Below are 18,679 nucleotides of genomic sequence, written 5' to 3'. Positions count from 1 at the left end.
TCGTGCGTACGCTGCTGACCATGACAGAAAAGCCCCCTCGCCCCTACCACCACGGCGACCTGCGCCGCGCCGTCCTCACCGCCGCGCTCGACGTCATCGCCGCCGACGGCCCCTCCGCGCTGAGCCTGCGTGACCTCGCCCGCCGCGCCGGTGTCTCGCACGCCGCCCCGGCCCACCACTTCAAGGACCGCACCGGCCTGCTCACGGCCATCGCCGCCGAGGGTTTCGGGATGCTCGCGGAGACGATCAGGGACGCGGCCGACCTCAAGGACGCGGGCGTGCGCTACGTCCGCTTCGCCCGCGAGTATCCCGCCCACTTCCAGGTGATGTTCGCGCCCGATCTGATGCGCGCCGGCGACCTGGAACTCACCACCGCCCGTGCCCTCGCCGGTGACGCCCTGCGCGAGGCCGTCACCGCAGTGAGCCCCGACGACCGCGGCACCGACGCCCGCCTCGCCGGTATCGCCGCCTGGTCCCTGGCCCACGGCTTCGCCACTCTGCTCCTGGGCCACAACCTGGACGACCCGGTGGGCGACCGGGACCCCGAGGAGGTGTTCCGGACGCTGGCGACGATGCTGTTCCGCTCCGCCTGACGGCAGGGACCTGGACGTACCTGACGGCAGGGACCTGGAGGAGAGGGGGCCCGTTCCGGCAGCCGCTCGGCGAGCCCTGCGCCCCTGAACCCCAGGCCCCCCGAACCTACGACCCCAGAATCGACGCCAGGAACTCGCCGACCCAGCCCAGCAACTCCCGCCCGACCAGCGGCTTCCCGCCCACCTTCGCCGTCTTCGGACGCGGCACCAGCACCTGGTGCACAGCCGGCTTGATGACCGTCCCCGGGTAGAGCCGCTTGACCCGCAGCTCCTGCGACTCCCGCAACTCCACCGGCGCGAAGCGGATGTTGTTCCCCTGGAGCACGATCTCGCCCACGCCGCACGCGCGCGCGAGCATGCGCAAACCGGCCACGAGGAGCAGGTTCTCCACCGGCTCGGGCAACTTGCCGTAGCGGTCGACGAGTTCCTCCCGTACGGCCTTGATGTCCTCCTCGGAGTTGGCGGAGGCGATCGAACGGTAGGCCTGCAGGCGCAGCCGCTCGCCCGGCGCGTAGTCGTGCGGGACGTGTGCGTCGACCGGCAGCTCGATCTTGACCTCGAGCGGCGGCTCCTCCTCGATCTCGCCGGTCTCCAGCTGGCGGCGGTAGTCCGCGACCGCCTCGCCGACCATCCGGACGTACAGGTCGAAGCCGACGCCCGCAATGTGGCCGGACTGCTCGCCGCCGAGGAGGTTTCCGGCGCCGCGGATCTCCAGGTCCTTCATGGCCACGTACATGCCCGCGCCCATCTCCGTGTGCTGGGCGATGGTGGCGAGCCGCTCGTGGGCGGTCTCGGTCAGCGGCTTCTCCGGCGGGTACAGGAAGTACGCGTACCCGCGCTCACGGCCACGCCCGACGCGCCCGCGCAGCTGGTGCAGCTGCGACAGACCGAAGGTGTCGCCGCGCTCCACGATCAGTGTGTTCGCGTTGGAGATGTCGATGCCGGACTCGACGATCGTCGTCGACACCAGCACGTCGAACTTCTTCTCCCAGAAGTCGACGACGACCTGCTCCAGCGCCGACTCCGACATCTGCCCGTGCGCCGTGGCGATGCGCGCCTCGGGGACGATCTCGCGCAGCCGGGCCGCCGCGCGGTCGATGGACTCGACCCGGTTGTGGATGTAGAAGACCTGGCCCTCGCGCAGCAGTTCGCGGCGGATGGCCGCGCCGATCTGCTTCTCCTCGTAGGGGCCGACGAAGGTCAGCACCGGGTGCCGTTCCTCCGGCGGGGTGGTGATCGTCGACATCTCGCGGATGCCGGTGACCGCCATCTCCAGCGTGCGTGGGATCGGGGTGGCGGACATCGTCAGTACGTCGACGTTGGCGCGCAGTTTCTTCAGCTGTTCCTTGTGCTCGACGCCGAACCGCTGCTCCTCGTCGACGATGACCAGGCCCAGGTCTTTGAACTTGGTCTCGGAGGAGAACAGGCGGTGCGTGCCGATGACGACGTCCACCGAGCCCTCCCGCAGGCCTTCCAGGACCCCCTTGGCCTCGGTGTCCGTCTGGAACCGGGACAGCGCTTTCACGCTCACCGGGAACTGCGCGTACCGGTCGCTGAACGTCCCGAAGTGCTGCTGCACCAGCAGCGTCGTCGGTACGAGGACGGCCACCTGCTTGCCGTCCTGGACGGCCTTGAAGGCGGCGCGGACCGCGATCTCCGTCTTGCCGTAGCCGACGTCGCCGCAGATCAGGCGGTCCATCGGGACCGACTTCTCCATGTCGTCCTTGACCTCGGCGATGGTGGTCAGCTGGTCCGGCGTCTCCGCGTACGGGAAGGCGTCCTCCAGCTCGCGCTGCCACGGGGTGTCCGGCGCGAAGGTGTGCCCGGGGGCCGCCATCCGCGCGCTGTACAGCTTGATCAGGTCGGCCGCGATCTCCTTGACGGCCTTCTTCGCGCGTGCCTTGGTCTTCGTCCAGTCCGCGCCGCCCAGGCGGTGCAGCGTGGGCGCCTCGCCGCCGACGTACTTGGTGATCTGCTCCAGCTGGTCGGTGGGGATGTAGAGGCGGTCGCCGGGCTGGCCGCGCTTGGCGGGGGCGTACTCCACGACCAGGTACTCGCGGGTGGCGCCCTGCACGGTCCGCTGCACCATCTCGATGTAGCGGCCCACGCCGTGCTGCTCGTGGACGATGTAGTCGCCCGGCTCCAGGGTGAGCGGGTCGATGGTCTTGCGGCGGCGGGCGGGCATGCGGGCGCCGTCGCGGCCGGCCGCCTTCTGCCCGGACAGGTCGGTCTCGGTGAGCACGGCCAGCTTGAGTGCCGGGTCGACGAACCCGTTGTCGATCGAGCCGCACGCCACGTGCACCACCGACGGGGAGATGCTCCCCAGGTCGGCATCCAGCCGGGCCGCGATGCCCTCGCCGCCGAGCACCTCCACCGTACGGGCGGCGGGGCCGTGGCCCTCGGTGACGAAGACCGTGCGCCAGCCGTCGGCGAGCCACCCCTTGGTGTCGGCGAGCGCCTTGGCGGTGTCGCCGCGGTAGGTCTCGGGGGCGTGCATGCCGAGCTTGAGCGTGTCCGCGTCGAGCTCTTCGTCTGCGGCGAAGGGTGAGACGGACCACCACATCATGTCCAGCTCGCGGGCCCGGTCCCGGACGGCCGCGATGGACCACAGGGAGGCCGCGCCGACGTCGATGGGCGCCTCGCCGCCGCCGGCGGTGGCCGCCCAGGAGGCCTGCAGGAACTCCTGCGACGTCGCGACGAGATCCGCCGCACGCGTGCGTACCCGCTCCGGGTCGCACACGACGGCCATGGCGCCCTTCGGCAGTACGTCGAGCAGCAGCTCCATGTCGTCGACGAGGACCGGTGCGAGCGACTCCATGCCCTCCACGGCGATGCCCTCGGCGATCTTGCCGAGCAGCTCGCCGAGCTCCGGATGCTCTTCGGCGAGGGCATGCGCGCGTGCGCGTACGTCGTCGGTGAGCAGCAGCTCACGGCACGGCGGCGCCCACAGCCCGTGCTCGGCGACTTCGAGGGAGCGCTGGTCGGCCACCTTGAAGTAGCGGACCTCCTCGACGTCGTCGCCCCAGAACTCGATGCGCAGGGGGTGTTCCTCGGTGGGCGGGAAGACGTCGAGGATCCCACCGCGTACGGCGAACTCGCCGCGCTTCTCGACCAGCTCCACGCGCGCGTACGCGGCGGCGGCGAGGGCGTCGACGACCTGGTTCAGGTCGGCCGTCTGCCCGGTCCTCAGCGCCACCGGCTCCAGGTCGCCCAGGCCCTTGACCTGCGGCTGGAGCACGGACCGCACGGGTGCTACGACGACGGAGACCGGGCCGGTCTCGGGGTCGTCGAGGCTGGGGTGGGCCAGCCTGCGCAGCACGGCGAGGCGGCGGCCCACGGTGTCGCTGCGGGGGCTGAGCCGCTCGTGGGGGAGCGTCTCCCACGCCGGGTACTCCACGACGCCCTCCGGCGGCAGCAGCGACCGCAGGGCCGCCGCCAGGTCCTCCGCCTCACGTCCGGTCGCCGTCACCGCCAGCACCGGGTGGCCGCTGTCGCGGGCCAGCGCGGCCACGGCGAAGGGGCGGGCCGCCTGGGGGCCGACCAGGTCGACGTGCATCCGGTTGCCGTCCGTGGCCGCCTTGATCGCTTCCGCGAGTGCGGCGTCCTTGACGACGGCGTCGAGCAGACCGTGCAGGCTCATGGGGGGGTTTCCGTCCGGGATGACAGGGGCTGGCTGATGGCAGACGTGGGCAACGCGAACCACCCGACACGCGGGGCGGGCCGGGGGTCTCCAGAGTACGTCGCCGCCGCCGCTGCCACTCGGGAGAGTGAACACGCCGGCGGCCCGCACCCTGACCGACGGCGGCGGCCCGGCGCCCTGGAGTCCGCTGACTCCCGGCGCCGGGCCACTCCCCCGCAACCCCCGTATGCGGTGGCTACTCGGTGGCGATGGCGTTGAGGACGTTCATGCGGCCCGCCCGGAAGGCCGGTATCAGGGCGGCGAACAGGCCCACGAAGGCCGAGCCGACGAACACCGCGCCGATGGTCGGCCAGGGGATCTCCAGCACGTTCAGCCCCTCCAGGGCGAGCAGCTGCTGCGCCGTGGCGCCCCAGCCCATGCCCAGCCCCAGGCCCAGCAGGGCACCGAAGAGGGCGATCACGACCGACTCCAGGCGGATCATCCGGCGCAGCTGCCGGCGCGAGAGGCCGATCGCCCGCATCAGGCCGATCTCCCGGGTCCGCTCGACCACCGACAGGGCGAGCGTGTTCACGACGCCCAGGATCGCGACGATGATCGCGAGGGCCAGCAGGCCGTAGATCATGTTGAGCAGCTGCCCGATCTGGTCCTTCAGGGCCTCCTTGTAGTCGGTCTGGTCCCGGACGGTGTACTGCGGGTAGTCGTCCAGAGCCGCCTTCAGCGCGGTGTACGCCGCGGTCTCCTGGCCGTCCTTCGCCGAGACGAACAGCAGCGAGTCGAGCGGCATCTTGTCGGCCGGGACGTACTTGGCGAGGGTGTCGATCGACGTGTACATCGCGCCCTGGTCGATCACCGCGTCGCTGCTGGTGATCGCCCGGACCGTCAGCTGGGCGGTGGAGCCGTCCTTGAAGTCGACGGCGACCTTGGAGCCGAGGCTGATGCCATGGTCGTTGGCGTACTCCTCGTGGACGGACATCGAGTCGGGTCGGTAGGCGTCGGCGAGGTTGCCCGCGACGGTCTCGACCCGCAGGTCCTGCGCGTACGTCGGGTCGGCGGCCGTGATGGCGGTGCCCTTGGACGTCTTGCCGTCCGGGGTCTTGAAGTCGGCCTTCATCCACTTGTACTCGGTGACGCGGCCCACACTGTCGGCCGCCTGCACGGCCTCGACCGCCTGCGGGGTGATCAGCTGCCCGCTGTCGGACTGGACGATGAAGTCCGTACCGACGCTCTTGTCGAGTTCCTCCGTCGCCGAGGCGACCATCGAGGAGCCGACCACCGACAGGCAGGCCACCAGCGCGAGCCCGATCATCAGCGCGGCGCCCGTGGCGCCGGTGCGGCGCGGGTTGCGCAGCGCGTTGCGCTCGGCCATCCGGCCCACAGGGCCGAATATCCGCAGCACGATCGCGCCGAGCACCCGGACCACTCCGCCCGCCAGCAGCGGGCCGATGACGACGAAGCCGAGCAGCGACAGCACCACGCCCGCGCCCAGCCACAGGGCACCCTCGCTCGCCTTGTCGGCGGCGGCCGCCAGGTACAGGCCGAACCCGCCCGCGCCCGTCAGCAGCAGGCCGAGCACCGCCCGGACGACGCCGGCCTTGGCGTCGGCCGGGGCGCCCGCGTCGCGCAGCGCGGCCATCGGGGAGATCTTTCCGGCGCGGCGGGCCGGCAGGTAGGCGGCCAGGACGGTGACCACGACACCCAGGACGAGGCCGACCGCCGGGGTGGTCCACACGACCGTCAGGTCGTCCGTCGAGAGGTTCATGCCCATGGCGCCCATGAGCTGCATCAGCCCCACCGCGAGCCCCACGCCCGCGCCGACGCCCAGCACGGAGCCGACGACGCCGAGCAGCAGCGCCTCGATCAGCACGGAGCGGTTGACCTGCTTGCGGCTCGATCCGATGGCCCGCATCAGGCCGATCTCACGGGTGCGCTGGGCGACCAGCATGGAGAACGTGTTGATGATCAGGAAGACGCCGACGAGGAAGGCGATCCCGGCGAAGCCGAGCATCGCGTACTTGATGACGCCCATGAACTCCTGGACGTCCTTCGCGTTGGCGTCCGCGACCTCCTTGGCCGTCTGCACCTTGTAGCCGCCGTCGAGCGCGGTGGAGACGTTCTTCTTCAGCTGGGCGTCGCTGATGCCGGCCGCGGCGGTGACGTTGACGTTGGTGTACACCCCGGTCTCACCGACCAGGGTCTGCTGGGCGGTCTTCGTGTCGAGGTAGAAGATCGCGGCACCGGGGTTGGTGACGGTGAAGTCGGCGATGCCGGAGACCTTCGCCCGGTGCGTGCCGACGGCGGTGATGATGCCGATCTCGTCGCCCAGCTTCAGGCCGTGCTTGTCGGCGGTGTCCGCGTCGACCATCACCTGGTCGGCGCCTTTGGGCGCGGAACCGGAGGTGATGTCCATGGTGCGGGCGTCGTTGGAGTTCCAGTTGCCGACGATGGTCGGCCCGCCGCTGGTCGGGGAGAGGCTGTCCTTGTCGGCGTCGATGACGGTCACCGACGTCGAGAAGACCGTCCCCTCCGCCGACTTCACACCGTCCGCCTTGCCGACCTCGTCGACGACGGAGGCCGGCATGACCGGCGGCTTGCCGTTGTCCGCGGTGGTCTCGCCGGTGTCCGACGAGTCCTTGGCGCTGACCGTGACGTCCGAGGCGGTGGCCGCGAACAGCTTGTCGAAGGTCGTGTTCATCGTGTCGGTGAACACCAGCGTGCCGCACACGAAGGCCACGGACAGCAGCACGGCGACGGCCGACAGGGCCATGCGCCCCTTGTGCGCGAGGAAGTTGCGCATGGAGGTCTTCAGCACGGTCATGACGTGCGCCCCCGGGCGTCGAAGTCCTTCATGCGGTCCAGGACGGCTTCGGCCGTCGGCCGGTACATCTCGTCGACGATCCGGCCGTCGGCGAGGTAGAGCACCCGGTCCGCGTACGACGCGGCCACCGGGTCGTGCGTGACCATCACGATGGTCTGCCCCAGTTCGTCCACGGACCGGCGCAGGAAGCCCAGCACCTCGGCGCCCGCGCGCGAGTCGAGGTTTCCGGTCGGCTCGTCACCGAAGATGATCTCCGGCCGTGCGGCCAGCGCCCGCGCCACGGCGACGCGTTGCTGCTGACCGCCGGAGAGCTGCGTCGGCCGGTGCTTGAGCCGCCCGGCGAGCCCGACGGTGTCCACGACCCGGTCCAGCCATGCCTTGTCGGGCTTGCGGCCGGCGATGTCCATGGGCAGCGTGATGTTCTCCATCGCGTTCAGCGTCGGCAGCAGGTTGAACGCCTGGAAGATGAACCCGATCCGGTCCCGGCGAAGCTGCGTCAGCTTCTTGTCCTTCAGGCCGGTGATCTCGGTCTCGTCGAGGTAGATCTTCCCGCTCGTGACGGTGTCGAGTCCGGCGAGGCAGTGCATCAGTGTGGACTTGCCGGACCCCGAGGGACCCATGATCGCGGTGAACTGGCCGCGGGCGATGTCCACGTCGACATGGTCGAGGGCGACGACGCGGGTCTCCCCGGCCCCGTATGCCTTGACGACCTGCCGCGCCCGCGCGGCAACGGCCGTACGTTCTCCAGTGCCCCCGTGCCTGGGAATGGTTACAGCCGATGTCACCGTATGTCTCCTATGTCGGTCAGCAGTTGGCCTGTAAGGACTCGTACGAGCACGTCGGGCTCGCCGGGACCGTCGGGCTCGTACGAAGTCGTGCGAAGTGGTACGCGATGAGTCTCGCCGCAGGAGGGGGCGCGGCTCGATGGTGTACAGCCCCCTCTTTCACTGAGGAAAACCCCACCCCCGAAAGTGCGGTGCACCGCCCCCGACAGCCCTCCCGGCGGCGCCCCCAGCGGCGTAAAGCCAGGTTAAGGACAGCCTGGACGCCCCTCGTCCTCCGCCGGGACGAACCCTCCCCGAGCCGTAGTACGGAGAACCCCCTAGGGGCAGTCCTCCCCCGGGCGGAGTCCGTCTCAGGGTCGGTCCCCCCTGCGGCCCACTCAGGCTGCGCCCTGCCGTCACGTGAGGGTCAAGTGGGAAGCTGTCGCACGGCAGATAGGTGCAAGGGGAAGGAATCTGCGTGGGCAGCACCAGACCCGCCGTGCATGGCACGGCACGGCGCGCCGCAACCGACAAGCGGGGAGCGGTCGTAGCGGCACTGATGCTCTCCATGGCTCTGGCGGCACTCGACTCCACCGTCGTCTCCACGGCCGTACCGCAGATCGTCGGCGACCTGGGCGGTTTCTCCGTCTTCTCCTGGCTGTTCTCCGGCTATCTGCTCGCCGCCACCGTCACCCTCCCCGTCTACGGCAAGCTCTCCGACACGTTCGGCCGCAAACCGGTCCTCATCGCGGGGGCGTCCGTCTTCCTCCTCGGCTCCCTGCTGTGCGCGCTCGCCTGGAACATATGGGCACTGATCGTCTTCCGCATCGTCCAGGGTCTGGGCGGCGGCGCCCTGCAGGGCACGGTCCAGACACTCGCCGCCGACCTGTACCCGCTGGAGGAACGCCCGAAGATCCAGGCCAGACTCTCCACGGTGTGGGCGGCGTCGGCGGTCGCCGGCCCGGCCGTCGGCGGAGTCCTCGCCGCGTACGCGGACTGGCGCTGGATCTTCCTCGTCAACCTGCCGATCGGCGGACTCGCCCTGTGGCTGATCGTCCGTCACCTGCACGAGCCGCAGCGCGAGACGGCCGCACGCGCGCGTGTGGACTGGTGGGGGGCGCTGGCCGTGTTCGCCTGCGGCGGGGTCCTGCTCACGGCGCTGGTGCAGGGCGGAGTGGCGTGGCCGTGGCTGTCGGCGCCGTCGCTCGCCCTGCTGGGTACCGGACTGGCGCTCGTCGCGCTCCTCGTGGTGATCGAACGCCGGGCGGCCGCACCGATCATCCCGGGCTGGGTCTGGCGCCGCCGTACGATCGCCGCGGTCAACCTCGCGCTGGGCGCACTGGGACTGCTCATGGTCGCCCCGGCCGTCTTCCTGCCGACGTACGCCCAGACCGTGCTCGGCCTCGGCCCGGTCGCCGCCGGGTTCGTGCTCAGCGCGTGGACGTTGAGCTGGCCCGTCTCGGCGGCGTTCAGCCAGCACGTCTACCGCCGGATCGGCTTCCGGGACACGGCCGTGCTCGGCATCGGCGCGGCCACCCTGATCCTGCTCGCCTTCCCCTTCCTGCCCTACCCGGGCGAGGCCTGGCAGCCGACGCTCCTGATGCTCCTCCTGGGCGCCGCGCTCGGTCTGTTCCAACTCCCTCTCATCGTCGGCGTGCAGTCCACCGTCGGCTGGTCGGAACGCGGCACGGCCACCGCATCGATCCTCTTCTGCCGGCAGACCGGCCAGACCATCGGCGCGTCCGTCTTCGGCGCCGTCGCCAACGGCGTCCTCGCCGGCCGCCTCGGCAGCGCGGACCTCGACGCCGTCGCCCACGGCCTCGACACCGGCACCGCGTCCGAGGCGACCCGACGGGCCGTCGCGGACGCGGTCCACGCCGTGTACCTGGGCGCGGCGTGCGCGGCCGCCCTCGCCTTCCTGGTGCTGCTGGTACTGGCGCCGCGCCGCTTCCCGGTCATCGACCAGCGCTGAGCAACACCCGACCGGTTGTCGCGGCGGCTCGATACGCCGGACTGCGGCAGGGACTGACGGCGCGCCAAAAGTCGGAGTTAACGTCGGTAACAGCGCAGGTCATTCACGGTTTGCCGAAGTAAGCGCATACCGACCACTCAGTTTGGCCAAAACGCCTCGCGTTCATGGCCCGCCGAGTAGCGTGCGTGGCCCGCCCCCCCCACCTCCCTGCGGTCCGCCGCCACGGACCCGAGCCGCGCAAGGAGCACGGGATGTCCCACGACCCGTTTTCGTCGTACCCGCGCCATCCGTCGTATCCGCCGCCCGACCACTCCTTCTCGCCGCTCTCCCCCGACGTCGCACCCGCGTCCCCGACGTACCCCACCTACCCCTGGCAGCCGGAACCGCAGCCCGAGCCCGCCACGCGGCGTGCGCCGGTGCACGCGCCGCTCGGGCACCACAGCGACCTGCGCGTCCTTCGCAGCGCCTACCGCTGGCAGCGGCGGGTGGCGACGCTCACCGCGCTCGGGTACTTCACGCTGTTCCTGGTGCTGTCGGCGTTCGCGCCGGGGTTCATGACGGCCGAGGTCGCCGGTGGACTGCCGGCCGGGCTGCTGCTCGCGCTGGCGCAACTGCCGGTCACCTGGCTGGCGATCGCGCTGTACGAGCACACCGCGCGTGTGCGGGTCGATCCGCTCGCGGACCGCATCCGCCGACAGGCCGCGCTGGACGCCAAGCGGGGTGCGCCACGGTGACGGGGTTCAGTGAGTCGGCGGAGACGATGTCGCTGGTCGCGTTCACCGTCGTCGCCACGATCACGCTGCTGCTGTGCGTGATGACCGGCCCGGACCGGGACGACCTCGACGAGTTCTACACCGGCTACAGCTCCCTGTCCCCGATGCGCAACGGACTGGCGATCGCCGGTGACTACATCTCGGCGGCCACCGTGCTCGGCACGGGTGGGGTGATCGCGTTGTACGGCCATGACGGGATCGTGCTGGCGCTCAGTACGGCGCTGTCGCTGATGCTGCTGATGTTCCTGCTGGCGGAACCCCTGCGCAACGCGGGCCGTTTCACGATGGGAGACGCCTTCGCACGCCGTATGCCGGGGCGGTGTGTGCGGGTGACCGCGTGTGTGGTGACGCTGGCCGCGCTGTTGCCGATGATGCTGGTCCAGCTCGCCGGCACAGGACAGTTGATGGCCTTTCTGCTGGGGCTTTCGGGCACGGAGGTGGAGACGGGCTGCATCGTCGGGCTGGGCGCCCTGATGATCAGTTACGCCGCGATCGGGGGGATGAAAGGGACCGCACTCATCCAGATTCTGAAGATGGTGATGCTGCTCGGGTCGGGCGCGGTGGTCGCCGTACTGGTGCTGAACAAGTTCGACTGGGATCCCGTCGCACTGTTCGACACGGCGGCGGAGCGGAGCGGGGTGGGCGCCGCGTTCCTCTCCTCCGGGCTGCAGTTCGAGGGCGGGCCGTTCCCCCGCCTCGACATGATCACCGCCGAGTTGTGCGTGGTGCTGGGCGGCGCCTGCCTGCCGCACGTCACCATGCGCATGTACACCGCGTCCAGCGCCCGTCAGGTACGCCGGTCGATGTCCTGGGCGGTGTCCAGCGTCGCGGTGTTCGTGCTGATCATCACGGTCGTCGGCATCGGCGCGACCGCGCTGATCGGCCGCGAGGCCATCGCCGGCGCCGATCCGCAGGGCAACTCCGCCTATCTGCTGGGCTCCCAGGCGGCGTTCGGACCGGAGGTGACCGCTGCGGAGACGTTCCTGTTCACGGCGGTCACCACCGCCGTCTTCCTGACGGTGCTCGCCTCGGTCGCCGGGATGATCCTCGCCTGCGCCAACTCCCTCGCCCACGACGTCTTCGCCGGCCGCGTCCAGGACCTGTCCGCCCGCCGCGAGATGACGCTGGCCCGCCTCTCCGCCGTCGCGATCGGCATCCCGACGATCCTGCTGGCCACGCTGGTCCAGCACCGCAGCCTGCAACCTCTGGTGACGCTGTCCTTCTCCCTGGGCGCCTCCGCCATCGCGCCCGCCCTGGTCTACGGCCTCTTCTGGCGCCGCTACACCCGCACCGGCCTGCTGAGCACCCTCATCGGCGGCTCCCTCGCGGTGGTGATCCTGATGCCGGGCACCAACCTGGTCTCCGGATCGCCCGTCTCCGCCTTCCCCGAGGCCGACTTCACCTACTTCCCCTTCACGACGACGGGCCTGGTCTCCGTACCCCTGGGCTTCGCCTTCGGATGGCTGGGGACGATGGTTTCCGGCCGGCGCAAGGCGGAGGAGCAACGGCGGCAGTACGAGGCGGTGGAGGGGTGGATTCTGGCCGGGGCGGTACGCAGGAAGAGCTGACCGCACCCGGGGACACCCCGGCGGCGGTCACTCCGCCGGGGCGTGCCCTCCCGTCAGTTCCGCGAGGCTGTTGCCTACGCAGTCCATGTGCGCCTGCACGTCGTCCCGGCGCTCCGCGTGCTCCCGCAACACCCGCTCCGTCTCACAGGCGATACGGTCCTCATGCAGCCGCGCCTCCGCGAGCACCTCGGCGGCCAGCACCCGCGCCTCCTCCTGCTGACGTCCGACGGCCTGCTCGGCGTCGGCGAAGTCCTGCGTCGCCTCGGACAACGCGGCCTCCGCGCGCGCGAACCGCTCGGTGTACGGCGCGCCGAGGGCGGCGACGCCCTCCACGACCTCGCGTTCCGCCACGGCCCAGCGCTCGACGTGCTCCTTCTCCTGCTCGGCCAGCATCGCGTCGGTGCGCTGCCGGACCTCGCGCAACGCCGAAAGCGCCTCCGTGCGCCCCTCCTTCACCTCACGCCGGGCAACGACGCGGATCTCGTCCGCCTCGGCCTGCGCCGCGAGCAACCGGTGACGGGAACGTTCCTCGACCTCCGCCAGCAGCGCGTCCGCCTCGTCCTGCGCCGCCCGGCGCACGCTCTCGGCGTGCGCTTCGGCCTGCGCAAGCTGTTCGTGCGCCTCGCGCCGCGCGCGCTCCCGTACCGCCGCCGCTTCCTCCTGCGCCATCTGGAAAAGGCGCCGCGCGCCCTCCCCGAGCGCCTCGTACGTCTGCGGCGGAAGCTCGGCCAGCGTCTCCCGCAACCGCTCGGCCTCCTCCTCCATCTCCCTGGCGAGGACGGTGAGGCGGGCGGCTCGCTCCCAGGCGGCGTCACGATCCTCGGACAGGGCGTCGGCGTACGCATCGACCTGGTCGGGGCGGTAACTGCGCCCGCGGACTGTCACGAAGCCATGCGGCGACACGGATGCGCTGCTCATTCCGGAACCCCTCGCGAGCGACGTTGATTCAGCGCATATTTTGATGTATCGGACATAAGCGGTCATAATCTGACACTCCGTAGCCGACACTCGTATGCAGAACGGTCGGGCATCCGGAAAGCAGAAAGGCCGGGCCAGGTCACGCGACCTTCAGTTCGAGTGGTCGTTGCAACACCCCAGTTCAGGGGTGGCAATGGACTTCGAGATTCGTGGGGACCGGACGGCTCAGGGGCCTGTGAAGCTGAGCCGGGAGCGGACGGAATACTCCCGGCTCGTGCAACAGGGCTACAGCAACAAGGAAGCTTGCCGGCTGGTCGGTATCGACGAGCGGACCGGCAGAAAGTGGCGTAACGGCCGCAGCGCCGACCGTAGGCAGAAGGCGGCACCACCGATCAACGCGGTGGTGCCGCCTTCTGGTCCGTCCCGGTATCTGCGTGAGGCCGACCGGATCTACATCGCTGACCGGCTGCGGGAGAAGGCCACGCTCCGGGCGATCGCGGCCGAGCTGGGCCGTAGCCCGTCCACCGTCAGCCGCGAGATCCGCCGTAACCGGCATCCGGGCAACGGCCAGTACCGGCCGCACGCCGCCCAGGCCCGCGCCGATGCCCGCCGGCCCCGCCCCAAGCCGGGAAAGATCAGCCGGAACCGTGAGCTGCGGGACTTCATCCAGGACCACCTGCATCTACGGTGGAGTCCGGAGCAGATCTGCCAGGCTCTGCGGGCACAGTTGCCCGAGCGGCCGGAGATGCATGTGGTCCACGAGACGGTTTACCAGGCTCTCTACGTCCAAGGACGCGGAGAGTTGCGCCGTGAGCTGGCCCGCGCCCTGCGGACCGGTCGCGCCCGGCGCAAGCCGCGTCGCCAGGCCCAGCAGCGCCAGCCACGGTTTTCCACCCCCATGGTGATGATCAGCGAACGGCCCGCCGAAGCGGAAGACCGGGCCGTGCCCGGCCACTGGGAAGGCGACCTCATCATCGGCAAGGACGGTAAGTCGGCCATCGGCACCCTGGTCGAGCGCGCCACCCGCTACGTCATGCTCCTGCACCTGCCCGGCGACCACGGCGCCGAGAGCGTCCGGGACGTGCTGGTCACCACGGTCCAGACCCTGCCCTCGCACCTCACACGGTCCCTGACCTGGGACCAGGGAAGCGAGATGGGCGCCCACGGCGCGTTCACCGTCGCCACCGGCATCCCGGTCTACTTCTGCGACCCGGCCAGCCCCTGGCAGCGAGGCTCCAACGAGAACACCAACGGCCTGCTGCGGCAGTACTTCCCCAAGGGCACCGACCTCTCGGTCCACACCCGCAAGCACCTGGACGCCGTGGCCGCCGAACTCAACGGTCGCCCACGCAAAACGCTCGGCTGGGAAACCCCAGCCGAGCGCCTGCATAAACTGCTCGCGGCCTGATCAACACGACCACGTGTTGCGACGACCCCTAGAAAGCACCGACCAGGCCCGGCCCTTCCCGCAGCGGATGTCAGTTCGGCATACGCCTCACAGCAACCCGTCCCACATCTGCTCCAGCAGCACCGACCACCAGCTCTCCGGCGAACCCAGCGCCGCCGGATCGAGCGAGGCCAACTGGGCCTGGAAGTCGACGGTCCAGCGGCCCGCCTGCTCCTGGTTCAGCCCGAACCGCAGACGCCACATCCGGCCGAGCAGCGCCAGACAGCGCACGAACTCCGGCAGCCCGGTGTTCACGAACTGCGGCGGCACCGGCGCACCGCCGGGCCCCGCCTCCACCGGCACGGCCACGATGTTCGCCGTGCCGTACTGCACACAGATCGCCTTGCCGAAGTCGCTGCCCATGACGAGGTACGACCCCGCGTCCGACGCCGGCTGCACCCCCCGCTCCTGCGCCAGCTCGGCGAGCGTCGGCACCGGCCGCCCCGGCTGCGCCTGCGCCCAGAAGAACGGCCCCATGTCCAGCGGCAGGCCGGCCGCCACCAGCGTGTGCGCCACGACCGGCGGCACGCCCTGCCGGGACACCGCCGCCTGCTCGAACCGGAACACGCCCGGCCCGAACGCCCCCGCCAGCTCCTGCGCCACACCCTCCGGCGGAATCGGCGGCACCGGCTGCACCGGCGGCAACGGCGCACGCACCGGCGCGGGGCGCGCGGGACCGTCCGCCACCTGATGCAACTCACCATGGTGCGCGAGCAGTTGCCGCATGCCCTGCTGGCGGCTCGCGTGGTCCGTGCCGTACGGCGCGATGCTCGTGATCCGCGCCTGCGGCCACTGCTCGCGGATCATCCGCGCACAGTACGCGCCCGGCAGCTCGCACGACTCCAACTCGGTGTGCAGCTCCAGCACCTGGTCCGGCGGTACGTTCATCGCCCGCAGCTCATGGAAGATCTGCCACTCCGGGTGCGGCGTACCCGGCGCCGAACGCCGGATCAGCTGCTGCTCGGAACCGTCCTGCGCGCGGTAGCGCAGTACGGCCTGATAGCCCGGTCCGACGGTCGGCTGACCCTGGTGCGGGTAGCCGTACGCAGGCGGCTGACCGGGAACAGGCTGCCCCGGCATCGGCTGCTGACCGGGCGCCGGCGGAGCGACAGGCGGCGGCATCGCGCCCGGCGCCTGCGGCATCGGCTGCGGGGCACCCGGAGGCATGCCGGGGACACCCGGGGCCTGCGGGGGCGGGGGCGTGCCGGGGGCGCCCACGGGGGGCGCGGCCAGCACGGTCTCCGCGTGGTGTACGGCACCATGCGCGCCCCCAGCGGAGCCGTGCGCGCCGGGCACGCTCGGCGGCTGAGGCGCACCCGGGGCACCTGGCGCACCCGGGGCACCCGGGGCACCCGGAGGCTGAGGCGCGCCCGGAGGCTGCGGTGCACCCCCACCCGGGCCCGTCTGACCGGGGTCGGCCAGCATCGTCGCGGCATGGTGGACACCGCCGGGAGGCGTACCGCCCGGCGTGCCCGGAGTTCCCGGCGGGTTCACAGGCCCGGGCGGAGTCGGGGTACCCGGCGCCTGCGGTGCGCCCGGACCGGCCGCAGGTCCCCCAGGGCCGTCGGGCCCGAGGGACGACACAAGCTGAGTGGGCACGTACGCGCCCGCCGACGCCCCCGGCGTACCCGGCGCGCCGGGCGGCGGAGGCGTACTCCCCGGGCGCGCACCCGGCGTGCCTGGAACTCCGGGCGGCGGGGGCGGCGTCGCGCCTCCGCCCCGCCCACGACGCGGCGGAGGCGCCGCCTTGCTCGTCGCGGCATCGGCGATGTCCCCGGCGTTCGGAGCGAGCGGCCGCCCCCCACCGGCCGACGGCTGGGGCGCACCCGGCGCCTGCGGATAGCCGTACGCCGGGCCACCCGGGCCACCCGGGCCACCTGGAGCACTTGGAGCACCTGGGACACCTGGAGCACCCGCCGCACCCGCCGCACCCACCGCACCCACCGCACCCGACGACGGCGTACCCGGCACCGGCGGAGGCGTCGGCGTACCCGGCACCGGCGTACCCGGCACCGCCGCACCCCCCGAACCACCCACAACACCCTGCGGGTACCCATACGTCGGCGCAGGCGGCGCCTGCGGAGGCGTACCGCCCACCGACGAGCCCCCCTGCACGGCGCCCGCGCCCGGCGTACCCACCGCCTGCGAGCTCACTCCCTGCGAGCCGGCCCCCCGCGAGCCCGTCTCATCGACCGCCGGCGCAACCGCCGTAGGCGGAAGCTGGCTGCCCCCCGCCATCAACGCCGTCTGCGCCTCCGGAGGCGCCACCGGCGACTCCTCCTCATCGGCCCCACTCAACGGCGGCGCGAAAACCGTCGCCGGCAGCGGCACGGAACGATCCTCACCGGCATCGGCGTTGGTATCCGTCCCGGCCCACGGAGTCGCGCCCGCAGGCACCCCCGGCGCACTCCCCGCCCCGGACTCCGACGACAACGCCCCGTCAGCACCACCACCAGCAGCAGGCCAAGCGGCCCCACCACCAGCACCAGCGCCACCACCACCAGCACCACCACCAGCACCAGCACCAGCACCAGCACCAGCACCAGCACCAGCACCAGCACCAGCAGGCCCACCCTCACCGCCACCGGCCCCAGCAGAAGCAGACGCCCCCCGCCGATCCGGAATCCCCAGCTTGTCGGCCGCTTCCTGCAACCACTCCGGCGGACTCAACAAGAACGACGTCTGATTCAGATCCACCCGCTCCGCACCCGCCGGTGCCGGCGACTCGGACGCCCCGTCAGGACGCCCGTACTCCTCCTCGTACCGCCGAACGACCTCCCCCACCGGCAGCGACGGCCACAACGTGGCCTCCCCGCTGTCCCGTGCGATCACCAGCCGCTGCGTGCCCCCGTCCGAACGCGGCCCGTCCGCGCGGTCCTCGGCCCACACCACGAACCCGAGCTCGAACTCCCGTACCCGCACCTCGCGATGCTGGTACGACGGCACATCCCCGTTGATCCACTCCTCGGCGCGCTCCTGCGCCTGCGCGAAGGTCACCATCGTCAGCTCACTCCCCCGCAGACACCGAGGACGAGACGTCGACCGCCCGCGCGAACCCGCCGTCCACCATCAGATTCGCCACCGTCTCCAACTCCGGCGGCGACCCCGCCAACCGCGACAGAAAGACGTCGAAGTCCTCACCGCACGGCAGCAACAACCGCTCCACCCGCTCCGCGGGCGACCACGAAGGATCGACATCCCGCGCGTCGTCGTACGCGCAGAACCACACCGAACCGATCCGCTCGCCCTTCACCTTCACGGCCAGCAGACCACCCTGCACAAACCCAACACCCAAGTAGTCCTTGGTCAGATGGTCCCGCAGGCACTTGTTCACATACACCAGGTCATTGACCGCCGCCTCGTCCCGCACCGTGAAGAACGGCTGGTCGATCAACAGCCCCAACTCCGCGTCCAGCGCGGTCCCGACGGGCGCACACCCACCCGCCGCCTTCAAGAACGAGCGGTACGCGCCCGGCAACCGGTACCCGAGGTCCTCCTCGACCCCCTGCACCTGCGTCTCTGTCACCGCCAACCCCGACTTCGGCAACCCGAAATGCGCCGGCCGCGTCTCCTGAAGCGGTCGCGTCCCCCGCTTCGCCTGCTCCACCGCCGCCGTCGCGATCCCACCGTGATGCCGCAGCAAGGCCTTCACCTCGACCGGCACCAACTCCAGCCGCCGCGAACCCGCCACGTGATGCCACGTCCACCCGTGCGGGGTCGCCACCGGCACCACCGTGTCCCACAGGTCGTGCCCCGACGCCGACAGCACCGCGTTCGCCGACACGTAGTCCGTCAACCGCAACTCGTCCACACCGAAACCCGCCGGCGGCTCCGCGATCTCCGCGACCGCACGCGCATAGGGCGAGAAGTCGGGGTAGCCGCGCTCGTCCACCCGTACCCCTCTCGGGTGACGGGCCGCCCGAACCGGATCCGGGAAATGCACGACCTGCCCGGCGTAGGCCGCGTTCGGCGGCGCGGCTTGCTGCCCGAGCCGACCTGTCGTCATGGCGGTTGCCCCCTGCGGCACTCTGGTACGACCCGTAGCGAACCCTTGGACCCCTTGGAACCCTTCGGCCCACTACGCCCCGTATCGACTGTCTCCAACGCGTTGACCGCGCATCGTGGTGCCGACAGCCTATGCGGTACGACGAAACCGGTCACCGGCGCACGTCACAGCACCGGAAACCCT

Annotated in this window: 11 protein-coding genes; 5 read left to right on the top strand and 6 right to left on the bottom strand. The window is 71.2% G+C overall.

Translation table 11 applies throughout. The annotated features are described in order from the left end of the window. Window positions 1–20 precede the first annotated feature (20 nt). Window positions 21–593, top strand: coding sequence for a TetR/AcrR family transcriptional regulator (locus I2W78_RS23395; protein ID WP_196462230.1), 573 nt, complete (start codon window positions 21–23; stop codon window positions 591–593). A 106-nt stretch (window positions 594–699) separates the two neighbouring features. Here the strand turns inward: I2W78_RS23395 and mfd are convergent, their stop codons facing one another. The 3 genes from mfd to I2W78_RS23380 form a co-directional block, all read right to left on the bottom strand. Next, a complete protein-coding gene (gene mfd / locus I2W78_RS23390) occupies window positions 700–4,233 on the bottom strand; it encodes a transcription-repair coupling factor (protein ID WP_196462229.1) in 3,534 nt (1,177 codons plus the stop codon). A 235-nt stretch (window positions 4,234–4,468) separates the two neighbouring features. After that, window positions 4,469–7,048: an ABC transporter permease gene (locus I2W78_RS23385; protein ID WP_196462228.1), complete on the bottom strand. Its 2,580-nt coding sequence runs from the start codon at window positions 7,046–7,048 to the stop codon at window positions 4,469–4,471. Then, window positions 7,045–7,833, bottom strand: coding sequence for an ABC transporter ATP-binding protein (locus I2W78_RS23380; RefSeq protein WP_196462227.1), 789 nt, complete (start codon window positions 7,831–7,833; stop codon window positions 7,045–7,047). The genes I2W78_RS23385 and I2W78_RS23380 overlap by 4 nt, the downstream gene beginning before the upstream one ends. A gap of 457 nt (window positions 7,834–8,290) precedes the next feature. Here I2W78_RS23380 and I2W78_RS23375 point away from each other — a divergent pair, with 457 nt between their 5' ends. The 3 genes from I2W78_RS23375 to I2W78_RS23365 all read left to right on the top strand — a co-directional run bounded on the left by I2W78_RS23375 (window position 8,291) and on the right by I2W78_RS23365 (window position 12,125). Beyond that, the gene (locus I2W78_RS23375) at window positions 8,291–9,784 is read left to right on the top strand and encodes an MFS transporter (RefSeq protein WP_196462226.1); all 1,494 of its coding nucleotides are present in this window, start codon (window positions 8,291–8,293) and stop codon (window positions 9,782–9,784) included. 251 nt (window positions 9,785–10,035) lie between these two features. Further along, complete coding sequence (locus I2W78_RS23370; protein WP_196462225.1) at window positions 10,036–10,518, top strand: DUF485 domain-containing protein; 483 nt, start codon at window positions 10,036–10,038, stop codon at window positions 10,516–10,518. Beyond that, window positions 10,515–12,125, top strand: coding sequence for a sodium/solute symporter (locus tag I2W78_RS23365; RefSeq protein WP_307783757.1), 1,611 nt, complete (start codon window positions 10,515–10,517; stop codon window positions 12,123–12,125). The genes I2W78_RS23370 and I2W78_RS23365 overlap by 4 nt, the downstream gene beginning before the upstream one ends. A 27-nt stretch (window positions 12,126–12,152) precedes the next feature. On the opposite strand, the gene I2W78_RS23360 is transcribed toward I2W78_RS23365, so the two are convergent. Further along, window positions 12,153–13,043, bottom strand: coding sequence for a cellulose-binding protein (locus tag I2W78_RS23360; RefSeq protein ID WP_196462224.1), 891 nt, complete (start codon window positions 13,041–13,043; stop codon window positions 12,153–12,155). Window positions 13,044–13,236: 193 nt separating this feature from the next. On the opposite strand from I2W78_RS23360, the gene I2W78_RS23355 reads away from it, so the two are divergent. Beyond that, the gene (locus tag I2W78_RS23355) at window positions 13,237–14,451 is read left to right on the top strand and encodes an IS30 family transposase (RefSeq protein WP_230885458.1); all 1,215 of its coding nucleotides are present in this window, start codon (window positions 13,237–13,239) and stop codon (window positions 14,449–14,451) included. Window positions 14,452–14,538: 87 nt separating this feature from the next. Here I2W78_RS23355 and I2W78_RS23350 read toward each other — a convergent pair whose 3' ends face one another. Next, the gene (locus tag I2W78_RS23350; RefSeq protein WP_196462223.1) at window positions 14,539–17,490 is read right to left on the bottom strand and encodes an SUKH-4 family immunity protein; all 2,952 of its coding nucleotides are present in this window, start codon (window positions 17,488–17,490) and stop codon (window positions 14,539–14,541) included. Window positions 17,491–17,497: 7 nt separating this feature from the next. Then, entirely contained in the window at window positions 17,498–18,496 is a 999-nt protein-coding gene (locus tag I2W78_RS23345; RefSeq protein ID WP_196462222.1) for an SMI1/KNR4 family protein, read from the bottom strand. Between the last annotated feature and the right edge of the window lie 183 nt (window positions 18,497–18,679).

The sequence above is a fragment of the Streptomyces spinoverrucosus genome (genome assembly GCF_015712165.1).
GTDB lineage: Bacteria > Actinomycetota > Actinomycetes > Streptomycetales > Streptomycetaceae > Streptomyces > Streptomyces spinoverrucosus_A.
The sequence above is the reverse complement of the archived record's forward strand: the minus strand, read 5'-3'. Positions and strand labels throughout refer to the sequence as shown.

Coding starts and splice junctions, on each gene's coding strand:
- I2W78_RS23395 (WP_196462230.1), top strand. CDS start 21: ATGACAGAAAAGCCCCCTCGCCCCTACCACCACGGCGACCTGCGCCGC.
- I2W78_RS23360 (WP_196462224.1), bottom strand. CDS start 13,043: ATGAGCAGCGCATCCGTGTCGCCGCATGGCTTCGTGACAGTCCGCGGG.
- mfd (WP_196462229.1), bottom strand. CDS start 4,233: ATGAGCCTGCACGGTCTGCTCGACGCCGTCGTCAAGGACGCCGCACTC.
- I2W78_RS23350 (WP_196462223.1), bottom strand. CDS start 17,490: ATGGTGACCTTCGCGCAGGCGCAGGAGCGCGCCGAGGAGTGGATCAAC.
- I2W78_RS23385 (WP_196462228.1), bottom strand. CDS start 7,048: ATGACCGTGCTGAAGACCTCCATGCGCAACTTCCTCGCGCACAAGGGG.
- I2W78_RS23345 (WP_196462222.1), bottom strand. CDS start 18,496: ATGACGACAGGTCGGCTCGGGCAGCAAGCCGCGCCGCCGAACGCGGCC.
- I2W78_RS23370 (WP_196462225.1), top strand. CDS start 10,036: ATGTCCCACGACCCGTTTTCGTCGTACCCGCGCCATCCGTCGTATCCG.
- I2W78_RS23355 (WP_230885458.1), top strand. CDS start 13,237: ATGGACTTCGAGATTCGTGGGGACCGGACGGCTCAGGGGCCTGTGAAG.